Here is an 18,906-nt window from a genome sequence, read left to right as displayed (position 1 = left end):
AATGCAAGACATGCAGCAACAATTAAGCTTATCTTTTTTAAAGATAAAGCTAAAATAGAACCTTCACTGAGAACATTCTGGTAAAAAAAAATTCAACTCGTCTTAATGCAGAACATCAAATGCATCAGACAGAATCATATCTTGAAGCAAAGAAAGCGCGGATTTTTTATCGGGTTGATTGAAAAGTGCAATTAAAACAACCCACTTAATTCGTCCTAAATCGACTTCACGAAAATCAAGCGCCATTAAACGGTCAATTACGACTTCACGTGTCATGGGATCTAGAATGCTCAGCTGCTCTAAATACAGCAAAAAGCCTTTTCCTTCAATACCTAAACGCTCACTTTCATCGGTGGCATAGTGGCGGATCGCATGGGGAGTCAGTTGGGGACCTGCGTCCACGGTTTGTTGAACTCGGCTCAAACCGTCTAACCAATCGAGCGCACGGCTAATTTCGCTCCGACTAAAGCCTGCTTGTTCAAGTTCTGAAACAATTGTATCTTGATCGGCGTTTAAAGTTACACTTCCATCCATATAATTTTCAAAGAGATACATGAGTACTTCAAACATCATTTATTTTTTCCACTTTATTAATTTTGGCGCTAGCACCTAATATAACCCCCTGGGATTGAGCAAATAAAGCCTGCCAATTCTAATCTTAAAAGGCTTGCAGCCACCTCACTCTCACTCAATGGACTGCGCAATATTATCACATCAGTGGGTGTTATTTCATAGTCTATTTGGCCTAGCAATTCAGCATCGCCTTTTTCGAGGTGAGAATCAATCGTGGCGATAGGCGTGAGATTAAATAAAGTTAGACCGAACTCTTCCAAAATATCGTTCGCATTCTCGACGAGCTTGGCACCTTGTTTTATTAAGTGATGACAACCGCGAACGAGCGGTTGATGAATCGATCCAGGGATGGCAAATACTTCTCGACCTTCATCTAGAGCCAATCGCGCCGTAATGAGCGATCCGCTTTTGATCGCAGCTTCCACAACCAAAACACCGCGGGCGAGCCCCGCAATGATACGATTGCGCTGGGGGAAATTTTTGGCAAGCGGTGGGGTATCAAGGGAGAATTCAGAAATAATTGCCCCGCGATGCTTAATAATCTCTCCACCCAGTTTTGCATGCATTTTTGGGTAAAAGTGATGCAAGCCGGTACCCGCCACTGCAACCGTTAAGCCTTGCGCATCTAAAGCACCTTGGTGACTCGCAGCATCCACTCCGTAGGCAAGCCCGCTCGTGATCGTGAATCCACTTCGCGCCAAAACTGTCGCAAATTGCTTAGCATTTCTTAGACCGGTGAAACTTGCCTGCCTTGAGCCCACGATCGCAATGTGATCGGTTGCAAGCGTTGCAACGTTGCCTTGCACATACAAAATGAGAGGGGGGACTGCAATTTGTTTTAAGCGCAAAGGATAACGAAGATCAGTGAAAGAAAGGATGGAGTGATTTGCTTCATTTAACCATTGCTTATCTTGCGCAATATCTTTCTCATACGATTGCCGCAAACGCTCGATATCTTTACAGACTATGCCTAAATCGACTAATTCCGAATGCGTGGCAAATCGAAGCGCCGATGGTGATTGAAAGTGCTTCAACCAATTGAAAATCTTTTGCGGCCCCAGATTTGTATGATGTAACACCAGCCAATTTTCTAATTCTTGATCCATAGTATTTCCTTAGCTTTAAATTTTTGAGTTATCTTGACTTCAGCTTGCAGAAGAAGAAAAATGCGGCGAAGAGGAGTGGCAATGAAAAAAAATATAAGCTACTTAATCATTGGTAATGGAAGACTTGCTCGACATGTGCAGTTTTATTTCAATGCGCTGGGATTGCAGCATGAATGTTGGCATCGTCACCAAGGGCTTGCTAAATTAGCGCAATGTATTAATAAGGCATCCCATATTTTAATTTTAATTGCAGATGATGCGATTATTCCTTTTGCTGAATCCTATTTAATGCATACCGATGCGATGTTAATTCATTGTTCCGGTTGTTTAATCAGCGATAAAATTTTTGGCGCGCATCCGCTTTCAACATTTAATCAAACCCTCTACACATTAGATAATTATCAAAGCATTCCTTTCGTTATCGATGATGACGCGCCTGATTTTAGAACGTTGCTACCCGGCATCCCTAACCCGCATATTCGACTTAATAAATCGAAGAAAGAAAAATATCATGCGATGTGTGTGCTTGCGGGTAATTTTAGTTGCCTACTTTGGTTAAAATTATTCACAACCTTTGAGCGCGAATTTAATATTCCTGCTTCTTTCGCTCATGATTATCTTCGCCAACAAACAGCTAATTTATTAGCTGATGCGTCAACTGCTTTAACCGGCCCCTTGACGCGTGGCGATACGTTGACCATCAGTAAACATTTACAAACCCTTGAGCGTGATCCTTTTAAAGAAGTGTATGTAGCTTGCGTGAATGGCTATCAGCAATTAAACAACGAGGATAAAATATGAATGTTTTGGAATTGATAAAAAAGAAAAACGAAGGAATGAAGATTAGCATGTTAACGTGCTATGACTATACCAGCGCTTGCATATTATCTCAAACAAATATCGATTGCTTACTTGTCGGTGATAGCGTCGCTATGACGATGCACGGATTTGAAGATACAACGGCTGCAACCATTGCCATGATGCAAATCCATATTCAAGCTGTACGCAAAGGAGCGCCGCATAAATTTATCATTGGTGATTTACCATTCTTAAGTTATCGTCAATCGCTTAGCAAGAGTATGCGAGCAGCGCAAATACTTATCCAAGCTGGGGCGCATGCTTTAAAGTTAGAAGGGGCAAATGGAAATTTAAAATTGATTCGTCATTTAGTAACCTCTGGCGTGCCAGTCATGGGTCATCTTGGCTTAACGCCACAATTTGTGAACGGCCTTGGTGGTTATAAAGTGCAGGGCAAAAGCAAAGCTAGTGCAGAACAACTTTTAAATGAAGCATTACAATTAGAAGCAGCGGGATGTTGCGCGGTTGTTTTGGAATGCATTCCTGCTGAACTTGCTCGGACTTTGACGCAACAATTAAGCATTCCCACCCTTGGCATTGGCGCAGGACCCCATACTGATGGGCAAGTTTTAGTGATGCAGGATTTATTAGGGATGAATACGACATTCAAGCCCAAATTTGTTAAACATTATTTTGATGGTGCAAAGCATATCAAAGCGGCAGTAGATAATTTTGTAAAAGAAATTGAAGCATCTCAGTTTCCTGAAGCTATGCATTGTTATGCCTCTGGATAAAGGAAGGTCGCCTCATGATCAAGTAAAAGAAATTGCGTAACAAATTTTCTGCGTGATAAAAAGGGAGGTGAAATATGCCAGGAAAAATTTGCATGCAGTTTTCACTTTGGATGAGCGCTAGATGATCTTATCAATGACTTTCCAAACAATCAAAGAGCATCGCGCTTATATTAATACCACGAGCTGCATCTAATTCACGAATGCCGGTGGGGCTCGTTACGTTGATTTCTGTGAGGTAATCACCAATCACATCAATGCCCACAAAATATAATCCACGTTCACGCAAAGCAGGACCCACTTGGTCACAAATGAATTGGTCGCGATCACTGAGTGGTTGCACGGTGGCCTTAGCACCAACCGCTAGATTCCCCCGCCAATCATTGCCCTGTGGGATACGCGTTAAAGCATGCATTACAGGCTTACCATTAATTAAAATAATTCTTTTATCACCCGCAACAATTGCTGGAATATATCCTTGCGCCATAATATAAAAAGTACCGCCTTGGGTCAGTGTGTCAAATATTACATTTGCATTGACTTCACCTTGCTTTAGACGGAAGACCATTTTTCCACCCATCGTATTTAAAGGCTTGCAAACAATATCCTGATGTTTTTCCCAAAATTGATACAATTCATGCGCGGATTGCGTGACCAAGGTTTCAGGAATGCATTGAGGAAAATGCGTAATAAATAATTTTTCATTGGCATCGCGTAGAGATTGCGGCTTATTTACAACCAATGAGCCCAAACGCTCTGCGTGCTCTAAAATATAAGTGGTATAAATATATTCTTCATTAAAAGGTGGATCTTTGCGCATTAAAATAATATTAAAGTCAGCGAGCGGGTATATTTGTTCATCACCAAGCTTATAAAATTGATTGGCGTCTCTAAAAACAGTTAAATTTTTTGCTCGACCAAAAGGGATATCGTTTAATAAAAATAAATCTTTTTGTTCTAAAAAATAAAGCGCATAACCCCGATCTTGAGCTTCAAATAACATAGCCAACGTTGAATCTTTTTTGTAATGGACTAGACTGAATGAATCCATGATGACAGCAAGTTTCTTTTTCATGCTTTGACTCGCTTTATTTGATCTTTCATTTCACGGGCAGCTGCAAGCATGCTGAGTTTGGCTATCATTCCATACGCATAAAAATGATTTTTGGGTTGATCATCTTTATTGTGACAAGGTTTATCGCAGGCATCGTTAAAAGCAATAGGTGTAAAATGCATCCCTGGTGAATTTAAGTTTTCATCATTACTGCGGGATTTATTGATACGGTAAAAACCACCGACTACTTGTCGGCCCCACAAGTAAGCAACAGGTTCTGCAACTGCCCCTTCCTCACCGACTGACTCAAAAGAATAAATACCTTCTTGAATGATGACACGATTAACTGCTTGCCCACCTTTCGTAGATGACATGCGGGTCCGTTGTTTACGATTCAGCGTGTCGAGTGTTTTAAGATCTCGCAATGTCATGACCGCCATACCGTAAGTTCCAGCATCCGCTTTCACAATTAAAAAAGGTTGATGCGGGATGTGGTACTGTTCATATTTTCGTTTAATTTCTTCAAAGAGTTGTTGCGCATGATGTTTAACACAATCTAACCCTTGTTCTTGCATAAAATCGACTTTAGCACAATAGCGAAATAATGGTGTAATGAGCCAGGGATCGAACGCAAGTAAAGTTGAAAACTCTTCTGCAACCTCAGCATAATATTTGAAATGCACTGATTTCAAACGTTCACTCCATCCTAATGAAGTTGGTGGAACAACAGGTTGGACAAGATTTTGTAAAATAGCAGGAATACCTTCCGATAAATCGTTGTTGAGTAAAATTAAATCTGGAATAAAATTTTCTACTTTCAGTTTATTTCCTTCACGTAGTAAGGGTTCAATTTGAAGTTGTTGACTACTTTCAAGTGTTATCACCACCGCTTCTTCGAGGAAGCCTCCTAAGCGAACCGCAAATCCAGCGTCATTCAAAATTTTTAATAAAACTGCTATGTTTTCCCAATAAAAGAGGTTGCGCGTGTGTCCTTCAGGAATGAGTAAAATTTCTTTTACGGAAGGTAAGATGGCGAGTAATGCTTCTTTAGCTGCAGCAACTGCGAGCGAAAAAAATTCAGGATTTAAATTATTAAACCCTGCCGGAAATAAATTCATATCAATGGGGGCAAGTTTAAAACCCGCGTTACGTAAATCAACTGATCCATATAAAGGTGGTGCACTCGTTTGCCATTGATCATTGAACCAGGTATCAATTTTTGCTTGTTGATTTTTAAATGTTTCTTCAAGTTGGTTTAAAGGTTGGATTAACGGGGTATTTAGAAAAGGGGACGTTCCTTGATTGACAGGCATATTAACTCCTCGCTTTAGCGATATCCTTTATATTTAACTATTATTTTTTAATCGCGTTAAAAACTCATGGGCGCTCACTTCGCCAACAATCCGCTTGGAATTTATTTCTTGCCCGGTTGGATCAAAAAATAAAATAGTGGGTGGTGCGAACACATTAAAAAATTTGAGTAAATCTTCTTGATCACGGCTCATTTCAGTGATATCAGCACGTAGCAACGTGTAGGCAGAAAGCTTATCTTGTACGTGCGGTAAATTGAAAACTTTTTTATCCATGGTGATGCAAGACTCACACCAATCCGCATAGAAGTCTAAAATAACGGGTTTATTCGCAATGATGGCATCGGCTAATTGTTGTTTAAATTTACCAACGTCCTGTACGACCCGAAAGGAAGGCGCAGGTTGAGCTTGCCCTAAATTTCCGCCTGAAGGTAGCCATTGTGACAGCCCCATGCCCCCGAAGACAAATAATAGACCGGTGAAAGCAAGAAGACCGCTACCTGTTTGCATCATCACTCGCCATTTTGCCGGTTTGGTTAAAACGAAGGAAAAATATAAAGCAATGGTGATAAATAATAACCCCCAAAGCAACATCACAACTGGCTGGCTCAAGAGACGGGAAAGCATCCAAATAGCCATGCCTAGCATCATGAACCCAAATAATTTCTTCACAATGATCATCCAATTTCCCGATCGGGGCAACCATCGTCCCGCTGAAGTTCCAATCAACAATAGCGGAATTCCCATGCCGATACCGAGTGCAAACAATGCAGTGCCGCCTAAAACGATATTTCCCGTTTGACCAATATAAATTAAAACACCGACGAGTGGGGCTGTGACACAGGGCGATACAACAAGGGCTGAGAGCATGCCCATGATAAAAACACCAATATAATGCCCACCCGCGGTTTTGCTATTTAGGCGATGTAATCCCTGTTGTAATTTTTTTGGCAACCGTAAGTCATAGCGACTAAACAAGGAAAAGGCGAGGATAAGGAACAAAGTGGAAACCGTTAAAATAATCCAGGGTTGTTGCAACCAAACTTGTAATGAATTGCCAAGAAGTGCTGCCGCAATTCCCGCAAAAGCATAAGTGATCGCCATGCCTAAAACATACGTTAAGGATAACCAAAAAGCTTTTTTAGTGCTGGGCGTCGCGGCTTTTTGCCCCACAATAATGCTGGTCAGAATAGGGACCATAGGTAAGACACAGGGCGTCAGTGACAGTAATAATCCTAAAACAATAAAAATCAAAATGATGATCGGTAATTGCTGAGTGTACAGAAGTTCGCTAATCCCATATTGACTCGTCATAAGCCCACTTAGTGCAAAACTATTGAGGGGTTTAGCATCGGTTTGTAGGGCAAGGTTCATTTGCACAGTTTTTCGTAAGGGCGGATAACAAAATCCTTCTTTGGAACACCCTTGATACAGTACATCTAATGTAAAAGAACGGACGTCTGTATTAAAAACGAGAGGAATGGTTACCTGATCAACATACACTTCTTCACTTTTGCGTTCTGATTGCTTAATTTGACCCGGTGGATAAGTTACCTTACTGATCGCCTCCGGGGTACTTATAAATTTAAGTCGATCTTGGTAGAGGTAATACCCAGGCGCTATGGTGAAAATGGCGCGTGCTTCATTTGCTTTTGCACCTTTTTCCATTGAAAAAATAAAAGCATCGTCTGTTGAAAGTGGTTTTTCCTTAGCAGCAAAACTATTAGCCACCATCAATTGAGCTATTAAACAACCAAGTAGAACTAACACTAAACTTTTTGGCAAGTGTAATACTTTCTTTAAGCGCATCGATTCGATTTCTCTTCACCAACAGTTGCGTGATAAGGCGGACTTAACTCAATGACAGCTTCAATTAAGGTTTGTACATGTTCAGGTGGAACGTTGGGAGTCACGCCGTGTCCTAAATTAAAAATATGACCTGAGCCTACGCCATAATCTTTAAGCACTTTGCCCACTTCTTCCCGAATGACCGGTGGAGAAGTTAGTAAAGTTGCGGGGTTAAGGTTACCCTGCAATGCTAATTTATTTTGCGAGGATGCACGAGCTTCGCCTAACGATTGAGTCCAATCAAGTCCCAATACATCACAACCACTATGAGCCAACTCTTGAAAGAAAGCACTGCCGCCTTTCGTAAATAAAATAATAGGCGTTTCATACGCCGCCTTTAAACTTTGTATAATGTGGGTGACGAAGGGAAGTCCGTAAACCCTATATTCAGCTTGACTAAGCAATCCACCCCAGGTATCAAACACCATCACCACATCGGCACCAGCTTCAATTTGCCCGCCCAAATGCATCACGACCGAATCAGCAAGCACGCTTAATAATTGTTTCAATAATGCAGGATCTTCCCGCATCATCGTTAAAATTCCAGGAAAACCGGGAACGGATTTACCTTCGATCATGTATGCGGCTAACGTCCAGGGTGCGCCACAAAAACCAATGACGGGCGTTTTATCCCCCAATGCTTGCTTCGTTAGCGCAATAGCATCGTAGACATAGCGGAGTTGTTCGGGGTCCGGTACGGTCAGCTTAGAAATAGCTGCTGCGGATTGAATAGCGTGTTGAAAGTGCGGACCTTCCCCTTCGACAAAGTGAAGACCCAATCCCATGGCATCAGGAATAGTCAGAATATCGGAAAAAATAATGGCGGCATCTAAGGGAAAACGTGCTAAAGGTTGCAACGTCACTTCGCAAGCTAATTCTGGATTTTTGCAGAGCGCCATAAAACTGCCAGCTTTGGCGCGAGAGGCCCGGTACTCGGGCAAATAACGTCCGGCTTGACGCATCAGCCAGACGGGGGTCCGGTCTATCACTTCGTGACGAATGGCTCTTAAGAGTCGATGCTGAGATTGAGCCATAATTAACCTATTTTATGCGGAAGAAAGAAACGGATTATAGGAGAATACGGTTATTTTGTCATCCGCTGACCCTCTAACGAGTCAATTGATCAAGTTGTTCGTGGACTGTTTTTTGAAAAACAAAGGGTTTTGCTATGAGAGAAAAGGCATCCGTCGCGCCAAAAGCATTAATTGCAACAATGCCATAATTCAATAATTGACCTAATAAGCTTTGCTCGACATTGACTTGCGAAATCGTGGCCAAGCGCATCTCCGTGGTGTGACGATAAAAAAAGCCTTCTCGCATCATGACGCGCTTATTGGTGACTGCAAATTCAGAAGTAAAATATTCGAGTAAAACATAGCTAAAAAAAAGGGCCGCCATGGTCCAGGGCACAAAGATGAGTTTAGCCAAAATTGGATTTTGCCACATAAAATAAGTGAAATAGAAACACAGACAAAACCAAACAAAAGGGAGGAAAAAGATAATATGGTGCTTTTTGGTCCGAAACAGAATTTCTTCGCCGGCAATTAAATTTCGATCTAAATAGGTCATATGTTTATGCGCCATCTTTGAAAAAATGATTAATCCGTAAATCTTCGCCTTCGCACTGATTACTATGACCCTATGAAAGCTTTGGATATAATAGGCCAATTCGAGCAATAAGGTAAATAAGCGTGTTATTAAACATACCATCTCAATTCAAACTTTTGATAGCACTTTGTTGCGTTTTAGCAACTTTTGTTATCCTTGCGGTAGTTTATACAGGCTTAGAATGGTATCGCGATTGGCAGTTGGCTAAGCAACCCCTTCCCGCCCTTGCCGTCACCACACCCCGACACGATAAAATGGATCCTCTCGAAAGCTTACCGAACACCCACTTATTTGGTACAGCTTTAGTGGCAGTCACCCAAGTGCCCTTAAGTCGTTCGCAATTTCAACTTACCGGAATTGTAAAAAATATGGAGGAGGCGGAAACATCCAAAGCCTATATAGCTCTCAATGGCATGCCAACAAAAATTTACCGCATCGGTGACACGCTTCCCTATGGCGGTAAGATTTATGATATTACTCCGGATACCGTTATCTTGCAGAATGATGGACAGCTGGAAAAGCTGTTATTAACAAGAGAAAGCTTAGTGTTTAAATCACGTAATGAGGATGTATCATGATAAAAAAATGGATGAATGTATTCATCCCTATGATCGCAACAACTTGCCTTTTTGGCTGTGTTACGCCGAACAAAACACTTTATGTCCAACCATCCCATCAGAATCAACGCGTAACTGTTCAAACTAAATCTTACTTAAATCAAGGTAAACGTTTCTTTGAAGAGGGCTTTTATAAAAAAGCCATGCGAGAGCTGCTACCTTTAGCTTGTGGTTGTGAAGCGAATGCAGAAGCGCAGTACGCAGTCGGTTACATGTATTACTATGGTTATGGTGTCGCGCAAGATACAGATGTGGGCTATTTTTGGATTAGCCTTTCGGCAGCACAAGGCTTTGTACCCGCTATCAATGCGGAGCGCCTCATGGCAAAACCGGAAAATGCCATGCCTTCAAAAAAAGCGATTAAGCGATATGGACGGTAATGGGCTAAAGTCCAACAATCATATCAACATTAACAAGGCCAGGCTCATTTGCAGCCACCACTGACATTTGCGTCACTTGAATGGGCTCTTCTTTCGCAAAGACGAGAAACCAGCTCATGAGCTTATCGAATTCGACTTTTTGAAAGTGAATTTCCAAGGAATCATCATGCGCTTGCTTCAATTGACTTAAGGAAGGCGCGAGTCCCGCTTGATTAATTCGTTGTTGCAACAATCCTAATAACATTACAGGTGTTAAGGCAGCATTTTGTTTCTGCGCGGATGTTTGAACTTCGTCAATTTGAAGGTCGGCTTTTTGCATCCACGAATAAGTTTTGCTCGCTGCAACGATTTGCTCGTGCAAATCATCTTTCAAAGTCATCAGCGGTGACCATGCCCATTGGTACATCAAGAAGAGGGTCGAAGCAATGAAACCCACAATAAGCGCTTGTTTTTCTCGTAAAGCAAGTTCCGCCCACCACATTTTAAATTTTATATATTGTTCTTTCATGATTTAGCTAACCTGTATCGTAGCATTAATTTTGGTACCGACTAAATTGGCACTTTGTTGTTTGACTAGCATGCCCTGATTTGTCAGCGCACTGGTAAAGGTTGAGAAATCTTCTGATGAATCAGCTGTGAGCTCAATCGTCGCTTGACCATTTTGAAAATCAAATCGTTTCAATTTAACATTGGACTCAGTTTGCATTGCTTGACCCAAATGACTAAGAATTTGATTCAATCCTCCTTTATCCCCACCTCCTGCAAGTTTTTTTAATTTTTCTTCAAGACGTAATTTTGGTGCAACGATCGCCGTACTTTTGGGAAATTGCTTTTGATAAATGCGCTTAATTCCTGCATTCAATGCGGTAAGTTTCGGTTTTAAGATAAAGTAAGAAACGGTTGGATAGAGGAAGAGTAAGCTAAATAATGCAACGCCCAAGCAAAGAGATATCTTTAATAATTTATCACCCCGCCACAGCGTGGTTTTTTTCATGGCATAAGGGCCTTGCAATAAATTACCGGGTGAATTCAATGCATGCTGGACAAGTGTTGGAAAAAAATCTGCTGAGGCTGCAAATTTTTCATGATAAGTAAATAAACTATCTTGCGAAGCTGCAAGTGATGTATCTGAAAAATTGAGAACTTCAATTTCTTGTGGAGCAGAGCCAACGGGCAAAGCATGGAGGAATTGGGAAAAATTTATTCTATCACTTGCAAATCCAGCCCATCGACCTGTACGGACAAGAATGTTTGATTCGACAATAATTTGCAATTGGCCTTCGTTATACGGCAAAGCAAAAACTGAGGGTAACATTTGTGTAGGTTTAAGAGAGAGTGCATCCAAAGCTTGCAACCAGATTGCCATTTTTTCATGCGCGACGATGGCAACGGGTAATTGACCATCGGGTTGATAATCAAATGCGGTGAAATGTAAGTGTTCAACATCGTCAATTACTTGTTCTTCAAGGGCAAAAGGCAAAGCACTTTGATAACGATTACGACTCATTTTTGGTAGCGCCACACTCGTCAACAAAATATCTTCTGTTGGTACGATAACGATGATCTCTTCGAAAGATTCCTGGGGCAATAAATCATGATGATGATGGATATTCTGTAATTGATTTTGGCCATTGACGATTGCAAAACTGAACTGGGTGGGCTCACCAGAATGAATATAAATAACAAGTTTATTAGGCATTACCACATCCCCTTACTTTGCCAAATGACGATTGTATCAACACTATTTTCGTTGGCTTTACGATTCAATAAAGTATAAAGAACGATACGCTGCTTCTCGATGCGGACTTCAGTCTCAACTAAAAAATACTCACTATCTAACGTTGTTTTATCAGCTTGCAATTGAAATTTACGCAAAGGTTCGGCAGTCAAAATATCATTTAACGTCGCTAGCGGATTTTGCTTTCTTACTCGTTCAATAATTTGAGCACCGGCTAAAGTCAATGTCGGGCTCAAGGTTAATAAAACTTGGGGTGATGCAGTACGCACATTAATTTTGGTGGATTCAGGTAAAGCGATGAGAAAAGGTTTTAATCTTTCATACATCGGCTTGGTCATCCCTTTCACTAATTGCAATTCACTTAGACTGACCATCAATCGATGCGCGGGACGATAGGGTTCGGGAAGACGCAAATAGTATTGTTGCGTAGGACTATCTGGATGTTGTGCACTAATCCAATCAAAAATAGAAGTTAATAAGGTCTGGAGTTGCTCTTCATTCAATTCAGGAATAACCGTTTGCAGTAAACGTTTAAAATCAACATGCACTTCTGCATTTTGCAAATTGTTAATATTGAAACGTGCTTGTATATCTTCAATCTTGCTTGTTATTTGGAACCCATCAACTTTTATAATGGGGGATTTAATCGGAAGTATATCAATCGGTTGATCAGGCTTTCTCACGTCCCAGTTATTGCGTAACTGATCTTTCGCCCAGTTAAGGGAACCTTGTGCATAAAAAGACGCTTGGTCTTGGCGCAAAATTAAAGCGGTACGACGGGTATCCCGATAAAGATGCATCATCATAAAATAAGCCATGGTCGCAATTAATGCGACAACAAAAAGTGCAACGACAATGACCACGCCTGATTGTTTATGAAGACTCACGGCTTGGCTCTTTTTCTATTGATTGGTCTGGTTGATAGGATTGGTCTTGGGGTTGAGTTTGCGTTAAGTCTTTCTTGATCGGTTGGGCTTCAACAATATAAAGTTGCGACATTTTTCCCCATTGTGCAATCGTAAAGTTAAGACTAATGGCGCGCGGCAAAATTTCATCGGACCCTTCATTGATCGGCCAATAATCATGCATACGATTCCGTTGATCCAAGTATTGAAATTGTGCAGCGGTAATTCCTTTTATAAAAGGATGGATCAAAGGTTTAATTCCTGGCGGCTGATCGAGTGTCATCCACGTGCTTCGCAATAATTCTCCTTCCTGCCAATGATAACGCACGCGTTGTAAATCACTTCTTAAAACTCCACTCAAACCACTCGCATTGCCAAGATGAGTAAAGGTGAAGCTTGTCGGCGTGCCCACAAAAGCTGCTTCTTCATGACCCTGCTCATTTACAATAGGTCGATTCACCGCTTGCTCAATATCGCGAGCTAAGATCACAAAACCCATTTGCATCGTACGTAATAATTGTGAGCGCGCGCTTGTTCTTGCTTCCACGTTGATCACAGTACGTAGCGCTCCTGCTAATAACATGGAGAGGATGGTAAAAATAAACATAGCAATCAAAATTTCAAGTAAGGTAAAGCCTTGCTGAAAAGGTTGCGTAAGTTTATTAAAGTTGCGATTGGTAAACATAACTTTCAATCCGAGCAAGAGGTAATTGTTCTTCATCCACTTCGGGATCATGCAGATACACTGCTACCATGATTTTATCAATATGAGGATTAGGCGTTTCTTGCTTTTCAGCATTAACAAACCAAGTATGGTCTAAAAAATAAATGGGTCGGGATAATTTGTTTTGCGATCCTATTAGACGCTTAGCATTTAAACGCATCTCATTTGTCATAGATTTTGCAATCCACAAAGCGACGGTTTTATTTTGTAAATGTGTCGTTACGCGAATGTTTTGAGTGGTTGCTTTAATGATTGCAGTCACGGCAATGCTTATAATGGCGAGCGCAATTAAAACTTCAATCAGTGTTAAACCGCTATTTTTTTTATTCAAGTATTTTATTTTCAATATAACCATCCGAACTACCCACTATCGCCACATGCGGTTTTTGCCCACGTTTCCCAATAAAAATGGTGAAGGGGGTCATATCTCCATTGGTCGAAAATACGAGGGCTGGCTTCAATGTTTCTTTGTCGTCATCTTCATTTTTTTCTGGGGTCTCGCCGAACGCCGGCGTTTTAATAAGCACTTCAATATCTTTGGGAAGAGGCTGTGATTTGAAAACAAGAGCATCGACTAACTTCCAGCTCGGCTTTTTTTTCAATTCCGCTTCTAACGTTAAATGTATTAGACGCTGTTGTTCGAATGTCACCCCCAATACTTGCGTCAATAAGATAGCTTGCTCGCGTACAAAGGAAAGTTGTTGCGCAAATTCAGTCGCATAGGATTCTAGATGCTTCTTAACATTCGTTTGCAAACCGAGCACCGCCGTGCCAGCAACGATGCTCACTATTACTAATACGATTAAGATTTCAATGAGGGTGAAGCCAAGCGTTTTACGCCGTTTCATTCATATTCCAATTACCAATTTCACTATTACCTTCTCGACCCTTAGGTCCAAAACTAAAAATACGAACTTTTTCGCCATCATTGATGTATTGATAAGGGACGCCCCACGGATCAATGGGTGCATCCTGGATATACCCATCTGACTTCCAGTTGCGAGGTACCGGCGCGCCACTAGGCTTAGTCAGCAATGCTTGTAACCCTTGGTCGGTGCTGGGATAAAAGCCATTATCTAATTTGTAGAGGTCAAGTGCGCTTTCTACTGTTAGAATATCTTGTTTCACCTTCACCATTCGGGCTTGCTCTGGCCGGCTCATAAGTTTAGGGACAACCGTCGCCGCTAAAATCCCGAGGATAACCATCGCGACCATGACCTCAATAAGGGTGAAGCCCCGCTGGGCTTGATAATGCATTGATTTTAGTTGGTTTTTCATATTAGTATTCCCGACCAATTATTAAAAATGAGTGTGCAAACCCTGTTACCAATTGTGCATTTTGCAAACAAATCGTATGGATAGTTTAACGCGTTGGATTTTATCACATTTAAATATTTCAGGATGATTATGAGTTTTAAGGTTGCATTAATTCAAGAGCAAGAAGAAGCATCTATACTAAGAATCAAAGAATAAGATTAAATGAGGGGTTTTTCATGTCAAAAACAATACGCGACGCCGAAGAAGCGACCAGAGAAGTTTTTTTAAAAGTAACTGAGGTGACTGAGGCCTCAAAGGAAATATTTGAAAAAATTTATGCCAACCTGCAAAATCAGGTCGAAGCACAGATTAGAAAAAATAAAGCCATTATCATTAGTGCCGTCGAAAGTGCTTTTAAAGATCCCACGGGTAAAATTGTTGCTACTTCCGCCAGTCAAAATCTTTTTAAGAAAGCAGCTGAGCATCTCGCCCCATTGGTTCAAGATCAGTTAGTCAAAAATGGCAAGCTGGATCAGAATATGCTCACAAAGCAAACTCGAGAGGAATTCAAACGATCAGGGATATTACAAAACCGACCCAAATAAGGCTAAAATAGACGGACGTTGCATTTTAGCAGGAGTTCCCCCTTATGTTTGACCGGCTGCAAAAGCCTTTTCTTACTGTCGAAACAGGGGAGGCTTATCAACCCATCCGGCTGACTTATGATCTCTACCAAAAAGACAACCTGATTAAAACACTCTCTGAACTCCAATGCCTGGATAAAACCTTGAATGCCAATTCTTGGAATTGGTTCTGGCGAGCGGAGTGCGAAGACCTTCATTTTGAATCACTCGACTCTTATCGAAAAAACCCTGAAAATCCGTTGCGCCTGGGCACACTCACTATCCGCGATGATAGGCTATACATTAATCTTCCTTCATTTAAACGCGCTTGTTTAGCCGTTCCATTTTTTAATAAATTAATTGAGCCAGACATTGCCAAAATAAATAAAGCTGATTTTATTAACAAAGTATTTGGCACCGATGAACGTCTGCCGCATGGTTTTGCTGAGCTTTTTAAAGAAGAAGAGTTAGAGAAAATTCTCATGCAGCGCATTCACGAATTTGAAACGATTCAAGAACAAGTTGAACAAGCGCCTTCTGCCGAAGAAGCATTTACTATTCTCTCTTCCTACACCAACACGGAAGCAAAAAAACGCCTTCCTTATGCTGAACGATATGCCTTCCAGTACACTGATAGTCCTGATCCGGACGTCATCTTCCTTGGCTTTTATATATTTTTACGGGGCCGAGAATTGGTTGCCATCCGTCGATGGTTTGGCGAAACAGGCTATAGCCTTGCCGATGCCGCAGAAGATACGGTTGAACAAGTGTTTGGTGGAATGAATATCGATATTATCGAGTAGATCGCACTCTCCCCTTTCAAGCTATGCTTCTTTTTAGCCGGCCATTTGATTAAGTTGGAAGATGGGAAGCATCACAGCGAGAACGATAAATAATACAATTCCGCCCATGACTAAAATGACTGCGGGCTCAAATAAAGCCAATCCCACTTCAATCAAGCGTGAAACTTCATCTTCTTGGGTAATAGCGACCCGTTCGAGCATGGGTTCGAGTTGACCACTAGCTTCGCCGCTTGCAATCATGTGCACACTCATGGGCGAAAAATATGTAGTTTGCTTCAAGGCAAGGTGAATGGCGCCGCCTTCACGGACACGCTGCACGGCAACATCAACAGCTTTGCGAATCGGAATGGATAGAATTAATTGCCCCGCTATATTCATCGCATCTAGCACAGAGACGCCAGAGGAAGAGAGAATCGCAAGCGTCCGGGCAAACCGCGATGTGTCTGCTGTTTTAATGGCGTGACCAAATAAAGGCAATCGCAGTAAGGCCCGATGAAAGCGTTCTCGAAAGAGTACGCTTTTTTTTAGAAAGCGCTTGAATGTGATAATGCTTGCAACCATGAGAATCAAAACATAAAAACCATATGCACCAACAAAATCACTGATTGCAATCAACACCGAAGTCATAGTCGGCAGGGTTTGGTGCATATTGACATAAACCCCAACCATTTTTGGAACCACATATTCCAGCAGGAAACCCACAATACCAACAGCTACAAATACGATCATAACTGGATAAATTAAGGCGGTTTTTAATTTTTGGCGCATTTGCCATTGCTGCTCAGTATATTCTGCTAAGCGTAATAAGACTTTATCCAAATGCCCTGATTTTTCACCCGCGGCAACGGTTGCGCAATAGAGTGGTGAAAAGCTTTCCGAGTGTTCGCGCAAACTTGCAGCCAATGCATGGCCTTCCAATACTTTACTGCGTACCGATAAAAGTAAACTTTTCACTTTTGCTTTTTCTGTTTGTTCTGCACACGCACCAATTGCTTCTTCCATGGGTAACCCGGCTGCAAGAAGTGTGGCAAATTGCCGGGTAAATAAAGCAAGCGCTTTATTATTGAGGGATGCTTTCCGTGCAAACAAGCTTGGTTTATCTCGCGTCTGCGGATCTTTTTTCTGAACGGTTGCGTAAACCTTTAAGGGTAGGAGCGTCTTATCTCGTAAGAGTTGACGGGCATGTTTGGGGGATTCTGCTTCAAGAACCCCCTTTTGTTCATGACCTTGACCATCCATTGCAATGAATTGAAATGCAGGCATTGTTACCTCGAGAAAATGAGCGCGTAGAAAAAATTAATCATAATTGACGACTCGGATAATTTCTTCGAGCGAGGTTTGACCTAATCGTACGCGTCGGTAACCATCTTGTCTCAGTGTCATGAATTTACCGCGCGCATATTTACGCATCTCTTGCTCAGCTACGCGTGAGTGAATCATGCCCTGCAATGTCTCATCAATGATAATCAATTCATACACCCCGCTTCGACCTGCATACCCCAAATGTCGACATTGAGGGCAACCCACAGGATGATAAATTAGGGGAGGTTCATTTTCAGGAGCGCCAAGTAGTTCACATTCAGCGGCCGTTGCAGGCAAGCCTTTTTTGCAATGCGAACAAAGAATGCGCACCAATCGCTGGGCTAAAACGCCTGCTAAACTCGAAGCAATGAGAAAGGATTCAATGCCCATATCATCTAAACGTGTAATCGCACCAATCGCACTGTTGGTGTGTAACGTCGAAAGCACTAAATGGCCCGTCAAACTCGCTTGAATAGCAATTTGCGCGGTTTCTAAATCACGAATTTCACCCACCATCACCACATCAGGATCTTGACGTAAAATAGCTCGTAAGCCTTTTGCAAACGTCATATTAATTTTTGAACTTACTTGGGTTTGACCGACACCAATTAAGTCGTATTCAATGGGATCTTCTACGGTCAAAATATTTCTTTCTTTATCGTTTAAGACAGTCAACCCGGCATAAAGGGTTGTCGTTTTTCCTGAACCCGTCGGACCGGTTACTAAAATAATGCCATGCGGTTTGAAAATAAGTTTACGCAGTAAACTTAATGTCGTCGCATCCATCCCTAGCTCAGCAAGATCAAGATGCGAACTTTGCTTATCGAGCAAACGAAGGACTGCTCTTTCACCATGATTCGTGGGCATCGTCGATACACGCACGTCCACGGCACGACCCCCAATCCGTAATGTAATCCGACCATCTTGCGGTAAGCGTTTTTCAGCAATATCGAGTTTTGCCATCACTTTGATACGGGACACAATGAGTGGCGCAAGCACGCGAGGTGGCTCCAAAATGGAGCGCAAAATACCGTCAACACGAAATCGAATGGTCACTCGATCTTCAAAAGTTTCAACATGAACATCGGAGGCGCCTTCTTTAATAGCTTCACTAAGCAAAGCATTGAGTAAGCGAATGATCGGTGCATCATCTTGGCGTTCTAATAAATCTTCAGCTTTCGGAAGTTCTTGCATAAGATCAGCAAGATTTAAGGAATCCCCTAAACCTTCTGCCATTTGCATGGCAGTGGCTGAATCGGTTTCGTAAGTTTTTACTAAATGTTCATTAAAAAGTGCTTCACTGACTTGCTCAAAAATCAGTGGCTTTTGTAGTCGGCGGCGTAGCTCAGCCAGCACGGTTAAAGCTGGCTTTTGCCAATATAAAACTTTAGCGGTTTGCGACGTTTCTTCGCTGACAATAACGCCAAAACGCTTAGCATAGGCGAATCGTAATGGATTAGTCATCGCTG

22 protein-coding genes are annotated in these 18,906 nt (G+C 41.8%); 6 read left to right on the top strand and 16 right to left on the bottom strand.

Annotation, left to right across the window (positions count from 1 at the left end):
- Positions 1-102: 102 nt before the first annotated feature.
- Together H0W64_07870 and dprA are read right to left on the bottom strand one after the other, a co-directional pair.
- Positions 103-573 (bottom strand): DUF494 domain-containing protein, encoded by a 471-nt coding sequence (locus tag H0W64_07870; protein ID MBA3661628.1) that lies wholly within the window; start codon positions 571-573, stop codon positions 103-105.
- A 29-nt stretch (positions 574-602) separates the two neighbouring features.
- Positions 603-1,679, bottom strand: a complete 1,077-nt coding sequence (gene dprA, locus H0W64_07865) for a DNA-protecting protein DprA (GenBank protein MBA3661627.1) — start codon at positions 1,677-1,679, stop codon at positions 603-605.
- Between the two features lie 81 nt (positions 1,680-1,760).
- Here dprA and H0W64_07860 point away from each other — a divergent pair, with 81 nt between their 5' ends.
- Together H0W64_07860 and panB are read left to right on the top strand one after the other, a co-directional pair.
- Positions 1,761-2,480: a DUF2520 domain-containing protein gene (locus tag H0W64_07860; GenBank protein MBA3661626.1), complete on the top strand. Its 720-nt coding sequence runs from the start codon at positions 1,761-1,763 to the stop codon at positions 2,478-2,480.
- Entirely contained in the window at positions 2,477-3,271 is a 795-nt protein-coding gene (panB, locus tag H0W64_07855; GenBank protein MBA3661625.1) for a 3-methyl-2-oxobutanoate hydroxymethyltransferase, read from the top strand. The genes H0W64_07860 and panB overlap by 4 nt, the downstream gene beginning before the upstream one ends.
- A gap of 130 nt (positions 3,272-3,401) precedes the next feature.
- Here panB and gshB read toward each other — a convergent pair whose 3' ends face one another.
- The 5 genes from gshB to H0W64_07830 all read right to left on the bottom strand — a co-directional run bounded on the left by gshB (position 3,402) and on the right by H0W64_07830 (position 9,049).
- Entirely contained in the window at positions 3,402-4,343 is a 942-nt protein-coding gene (gshB, locus tag H0W64_07850; protein MBA3661624.1) for a glutathione synthase, read from the bottom strand.
- Positions 4,340-5,635 carry a glutamate--cysteine ligase gene (gshA, locus tag H0W64_07845; GenBank protein ID MBA3661623.1) on the bottom strand — a complete coding sequence of 432 codons (1,296 nt, stop codon included), beginning with the start codon at positions 5,633-5,635 and terminating at the stop codon, positions 4,340-4,342. The genes gshB and gshA overlap by 4 nt, the downstream gene beginning before the upstream one ends.
- A 33-nt stretch (positions 5,636-5,668) precedes the next feature.
- Positions 5,669-7,441: a protein-disulfide reductase DsbD gene (gene dsbD, locus H0W64_07840; GenBank protein MBA3661622.1), complete on the bottom strand. Its 1,773-nt coding sequence runs from the start codon at positions 7,439-7,441 to the stop codon at positions 5,669-5,671.
- Positions 7,432-8,514, bottom strand: a complete 1,083-nt coding sequence (locus tag H0W64_07835) for a uroporphyrinogen decarboxylase (GenBank protein ID MBA3661621.1) — start codon at positions 8,512-8,514, stop codon at positions 7,432-7,434. Before H0W64_07835 ends, dsbD begins: the two co-directional genes overlap by 10 nt.
- A 73-nt stretch (positions 8,515-8,587) precedes the next feature.
- Positions 8,588-9,049, bottom strand: a complete 462-nt coding sequence (locus tag H0W64_07830; protein MBA3661620.1) for a PH domain-containing protein — start codon at positions 9,047-9,049, stop codon at positions 8,588-8,590.
- A 122-nt stretch (positions 9,050-9,171) separates the two neighbouring features.
- Between H0W64_07830 and H0W64_07825 the strand changes: the two genes are divergently transcribed.
- Together H0W64_07825 and H0W64_07820 are read left to right on the top strand one after the other, a co-directional pair.
- Positions 9,172-9,666, top strand: coding sequence for a hypothetical protein (locus H0W64_07825; GenBank protein ID MBA3661619.1), 495 nt, complete (start codon positions 9,172-9,174; stop codon positions 9,664-9,666).
- A complete protein-coding gene (locus H0W64_07820; GenBank protein MBA3661618.1) occupies positions 9,663-10,085 on the top strand; it encodes a hypothetical protein in 423 nt (140 codons plus the stop codon). The genes H0W64_07825 and H0W64_07820 overlap by 4 nt, the downstream gene beginning before the upstream one ends.
- A 4-nt stretch (positions 10,086-10,089) precedes the next feature.
- Here H0W64_07820 and H0W64_07815 read toward each other — a convergent pair whose 3' ends face one another.
- Genes H0W64_07815 through gspG form a run of 7 tightly spaced genes read right to left on the bottom strand, consistent with a single transcriptional unit; the run spans position 10,090 to position 14,709 of the window.
- On the bottom strand, positions 10,090-10,593 hold the full coding sequence (locus tag H0W64_07815; GenBank protein MBA3661617.1) for a type II secretion system protein M: 504 nt from the start codon (positions 10,591-10,593) through the stop codon (positions 10,090-10,092).
- A 3-nt stretch (positions 10,594-10,596) separates the two neighbouring features.
- Positions 10,597-11,784 carry a hypothetical protein gene (locus H0W64_07810; protein ID MBA3661616.1) on the bottom strand — a complete coding sequence of 396 codons (1,188 nt, stop codon included), beginning with the start codon at positions 11,782-11,784 and terminating at the stop codon, positions 10,597-10,599.
- Positions 11,784-12,710: a type II secretion system minor pseudopilin GspK gene (gene gspK / locus H0W64_07805; protein MBA3661615.1), complete on the bottom strand. Its 927-nt coding sequence runs from the start codon at positions 12,708-12,710 to the stop codon at positions 11,784-11,786. The genes H0W64_07810 and gspK overlap by 1 nt, the downstream gene beginning before the upstream one ends.
- On the bottom strand, positions 12,697-13,413 hold the full coding sequence (gene gspJ, locus H0W64_07800) for a type II secretion system minor pseudopilin GspJ (GenBank protein MBA3661614.1): 717 nt from the start codon (positions 13,411-13,413) through the stop codon (positions 12,697-12,699). Before gspJ ends, gspK begins: the two co-directional genes overlap by 14 nt.
- Positions 13,391-13,798, bottom strand: a complete 408-nt coding sequence (gene gspI / locus H0W64_07795; GenBank protein MBA3661613.1) for a type II secretion system minor pseudopilin GspI — start codon at positions 13,796-13,798, stop codon at positions 13,391-13,393. Before gspI ends, gspJ begins: the two co-directional genes overlap by 23 nt.
- Complete coding sequence (gene gspH, locus H0W64_07790) at positions 13,776-14,300, bottom strand: type II secretion system minor pseudopilin GspH (GenBank protein ID MBA3661612.1); 525 nt, start codon at positions 14,298-14,300, stop codon at positions 13,776-13,778. The genes gspI and gspH overlap by 23 nt, the downstream gene beginning before the upstream one ends.
- Positions 14,287-14,709 (bottom strand): type II secretion system major pseudopilin GspG, encoded by a 423-nt coding sequence (gspG, locus tag H0W64_07785; GenBank protein ID MBA3661611.1) that lies wholly within the window; start codon positions 14,707-14,709, stop codon positions 14,287-14,289. The genes gspH and gspG overlap by 14 nt, the downstream gene beginning before the upstream one ends.
- Before the next feature lie 236 nt (positions 14,710-14,945).
- Here gspG and H0W64_07780 point away from each other — a divergent pair, with 236 nt between their 5' ends.
- Positions 14,946-15,314 (top strand): hypothetical protein, encoded by a 369-nt coding sequence (locus H0W64_07780; GenBank protein MBA3661610.1) that lies wholly within the window; start codon positions 14,946-14,948, stop codon positions 15,312-15,314.
- Positions 15,315-15,358: 44 nt separating this feature from the next.
- Positions 15,359-16,135 carry a hypothetical protein gene (locus H0W64_07775; protein MBA3661609.1) on the top strand — a complete coding sequence of 259 codons (777 nt, stop codon included), beginning with the start codon at positions 15,359-15,361 and terminating at the stop codon, positions 16,133-16,135.
- Between the two features lie 33 nt (positions 16,136-16,168).
- Here H0W64_07775 and gspF read toward each other — a convergent pair whose 3' ends face one another.
- Positions 16,169-17,398, bottom strand: a complete 1,230-nt coding sequence (gspF, locus tag H0W64_07770) for a type II secretion system inner membrane protein GspF (protein MBA3661608.1) — start codon at positions 17,396-17,398, stop codon at positions 16,169-16,171.
- Between the two features lie 33 nt (positions 17,399-17,431).
- Positions 17,432-18,901 (bottom strand): type II secretion system ATPase GspE, encoded by a 1,470-nt coding sequence (gene gspE, locus H0W64_07765; GenBank protein ID MBA3661607.1) that lies wholly within the window; start codon positions 18,899-18,901, stop codon positions 17,432-17,434.
- Between the last annotated feature and the right edge of the window lie 5 nt (positions 18,902-18,906).

The organism is Gammaproteobacteria bacterium, assembly GCA_013816845.1.
Classification (GTDB): Bacteria; Pseudomonadota; Gammaproteobacteria; order DSM-16500; family DSM-16500; genus Aquicella.
This window is presented reverse-complemented; position numbering and strand designations above follow the sequence as displayed.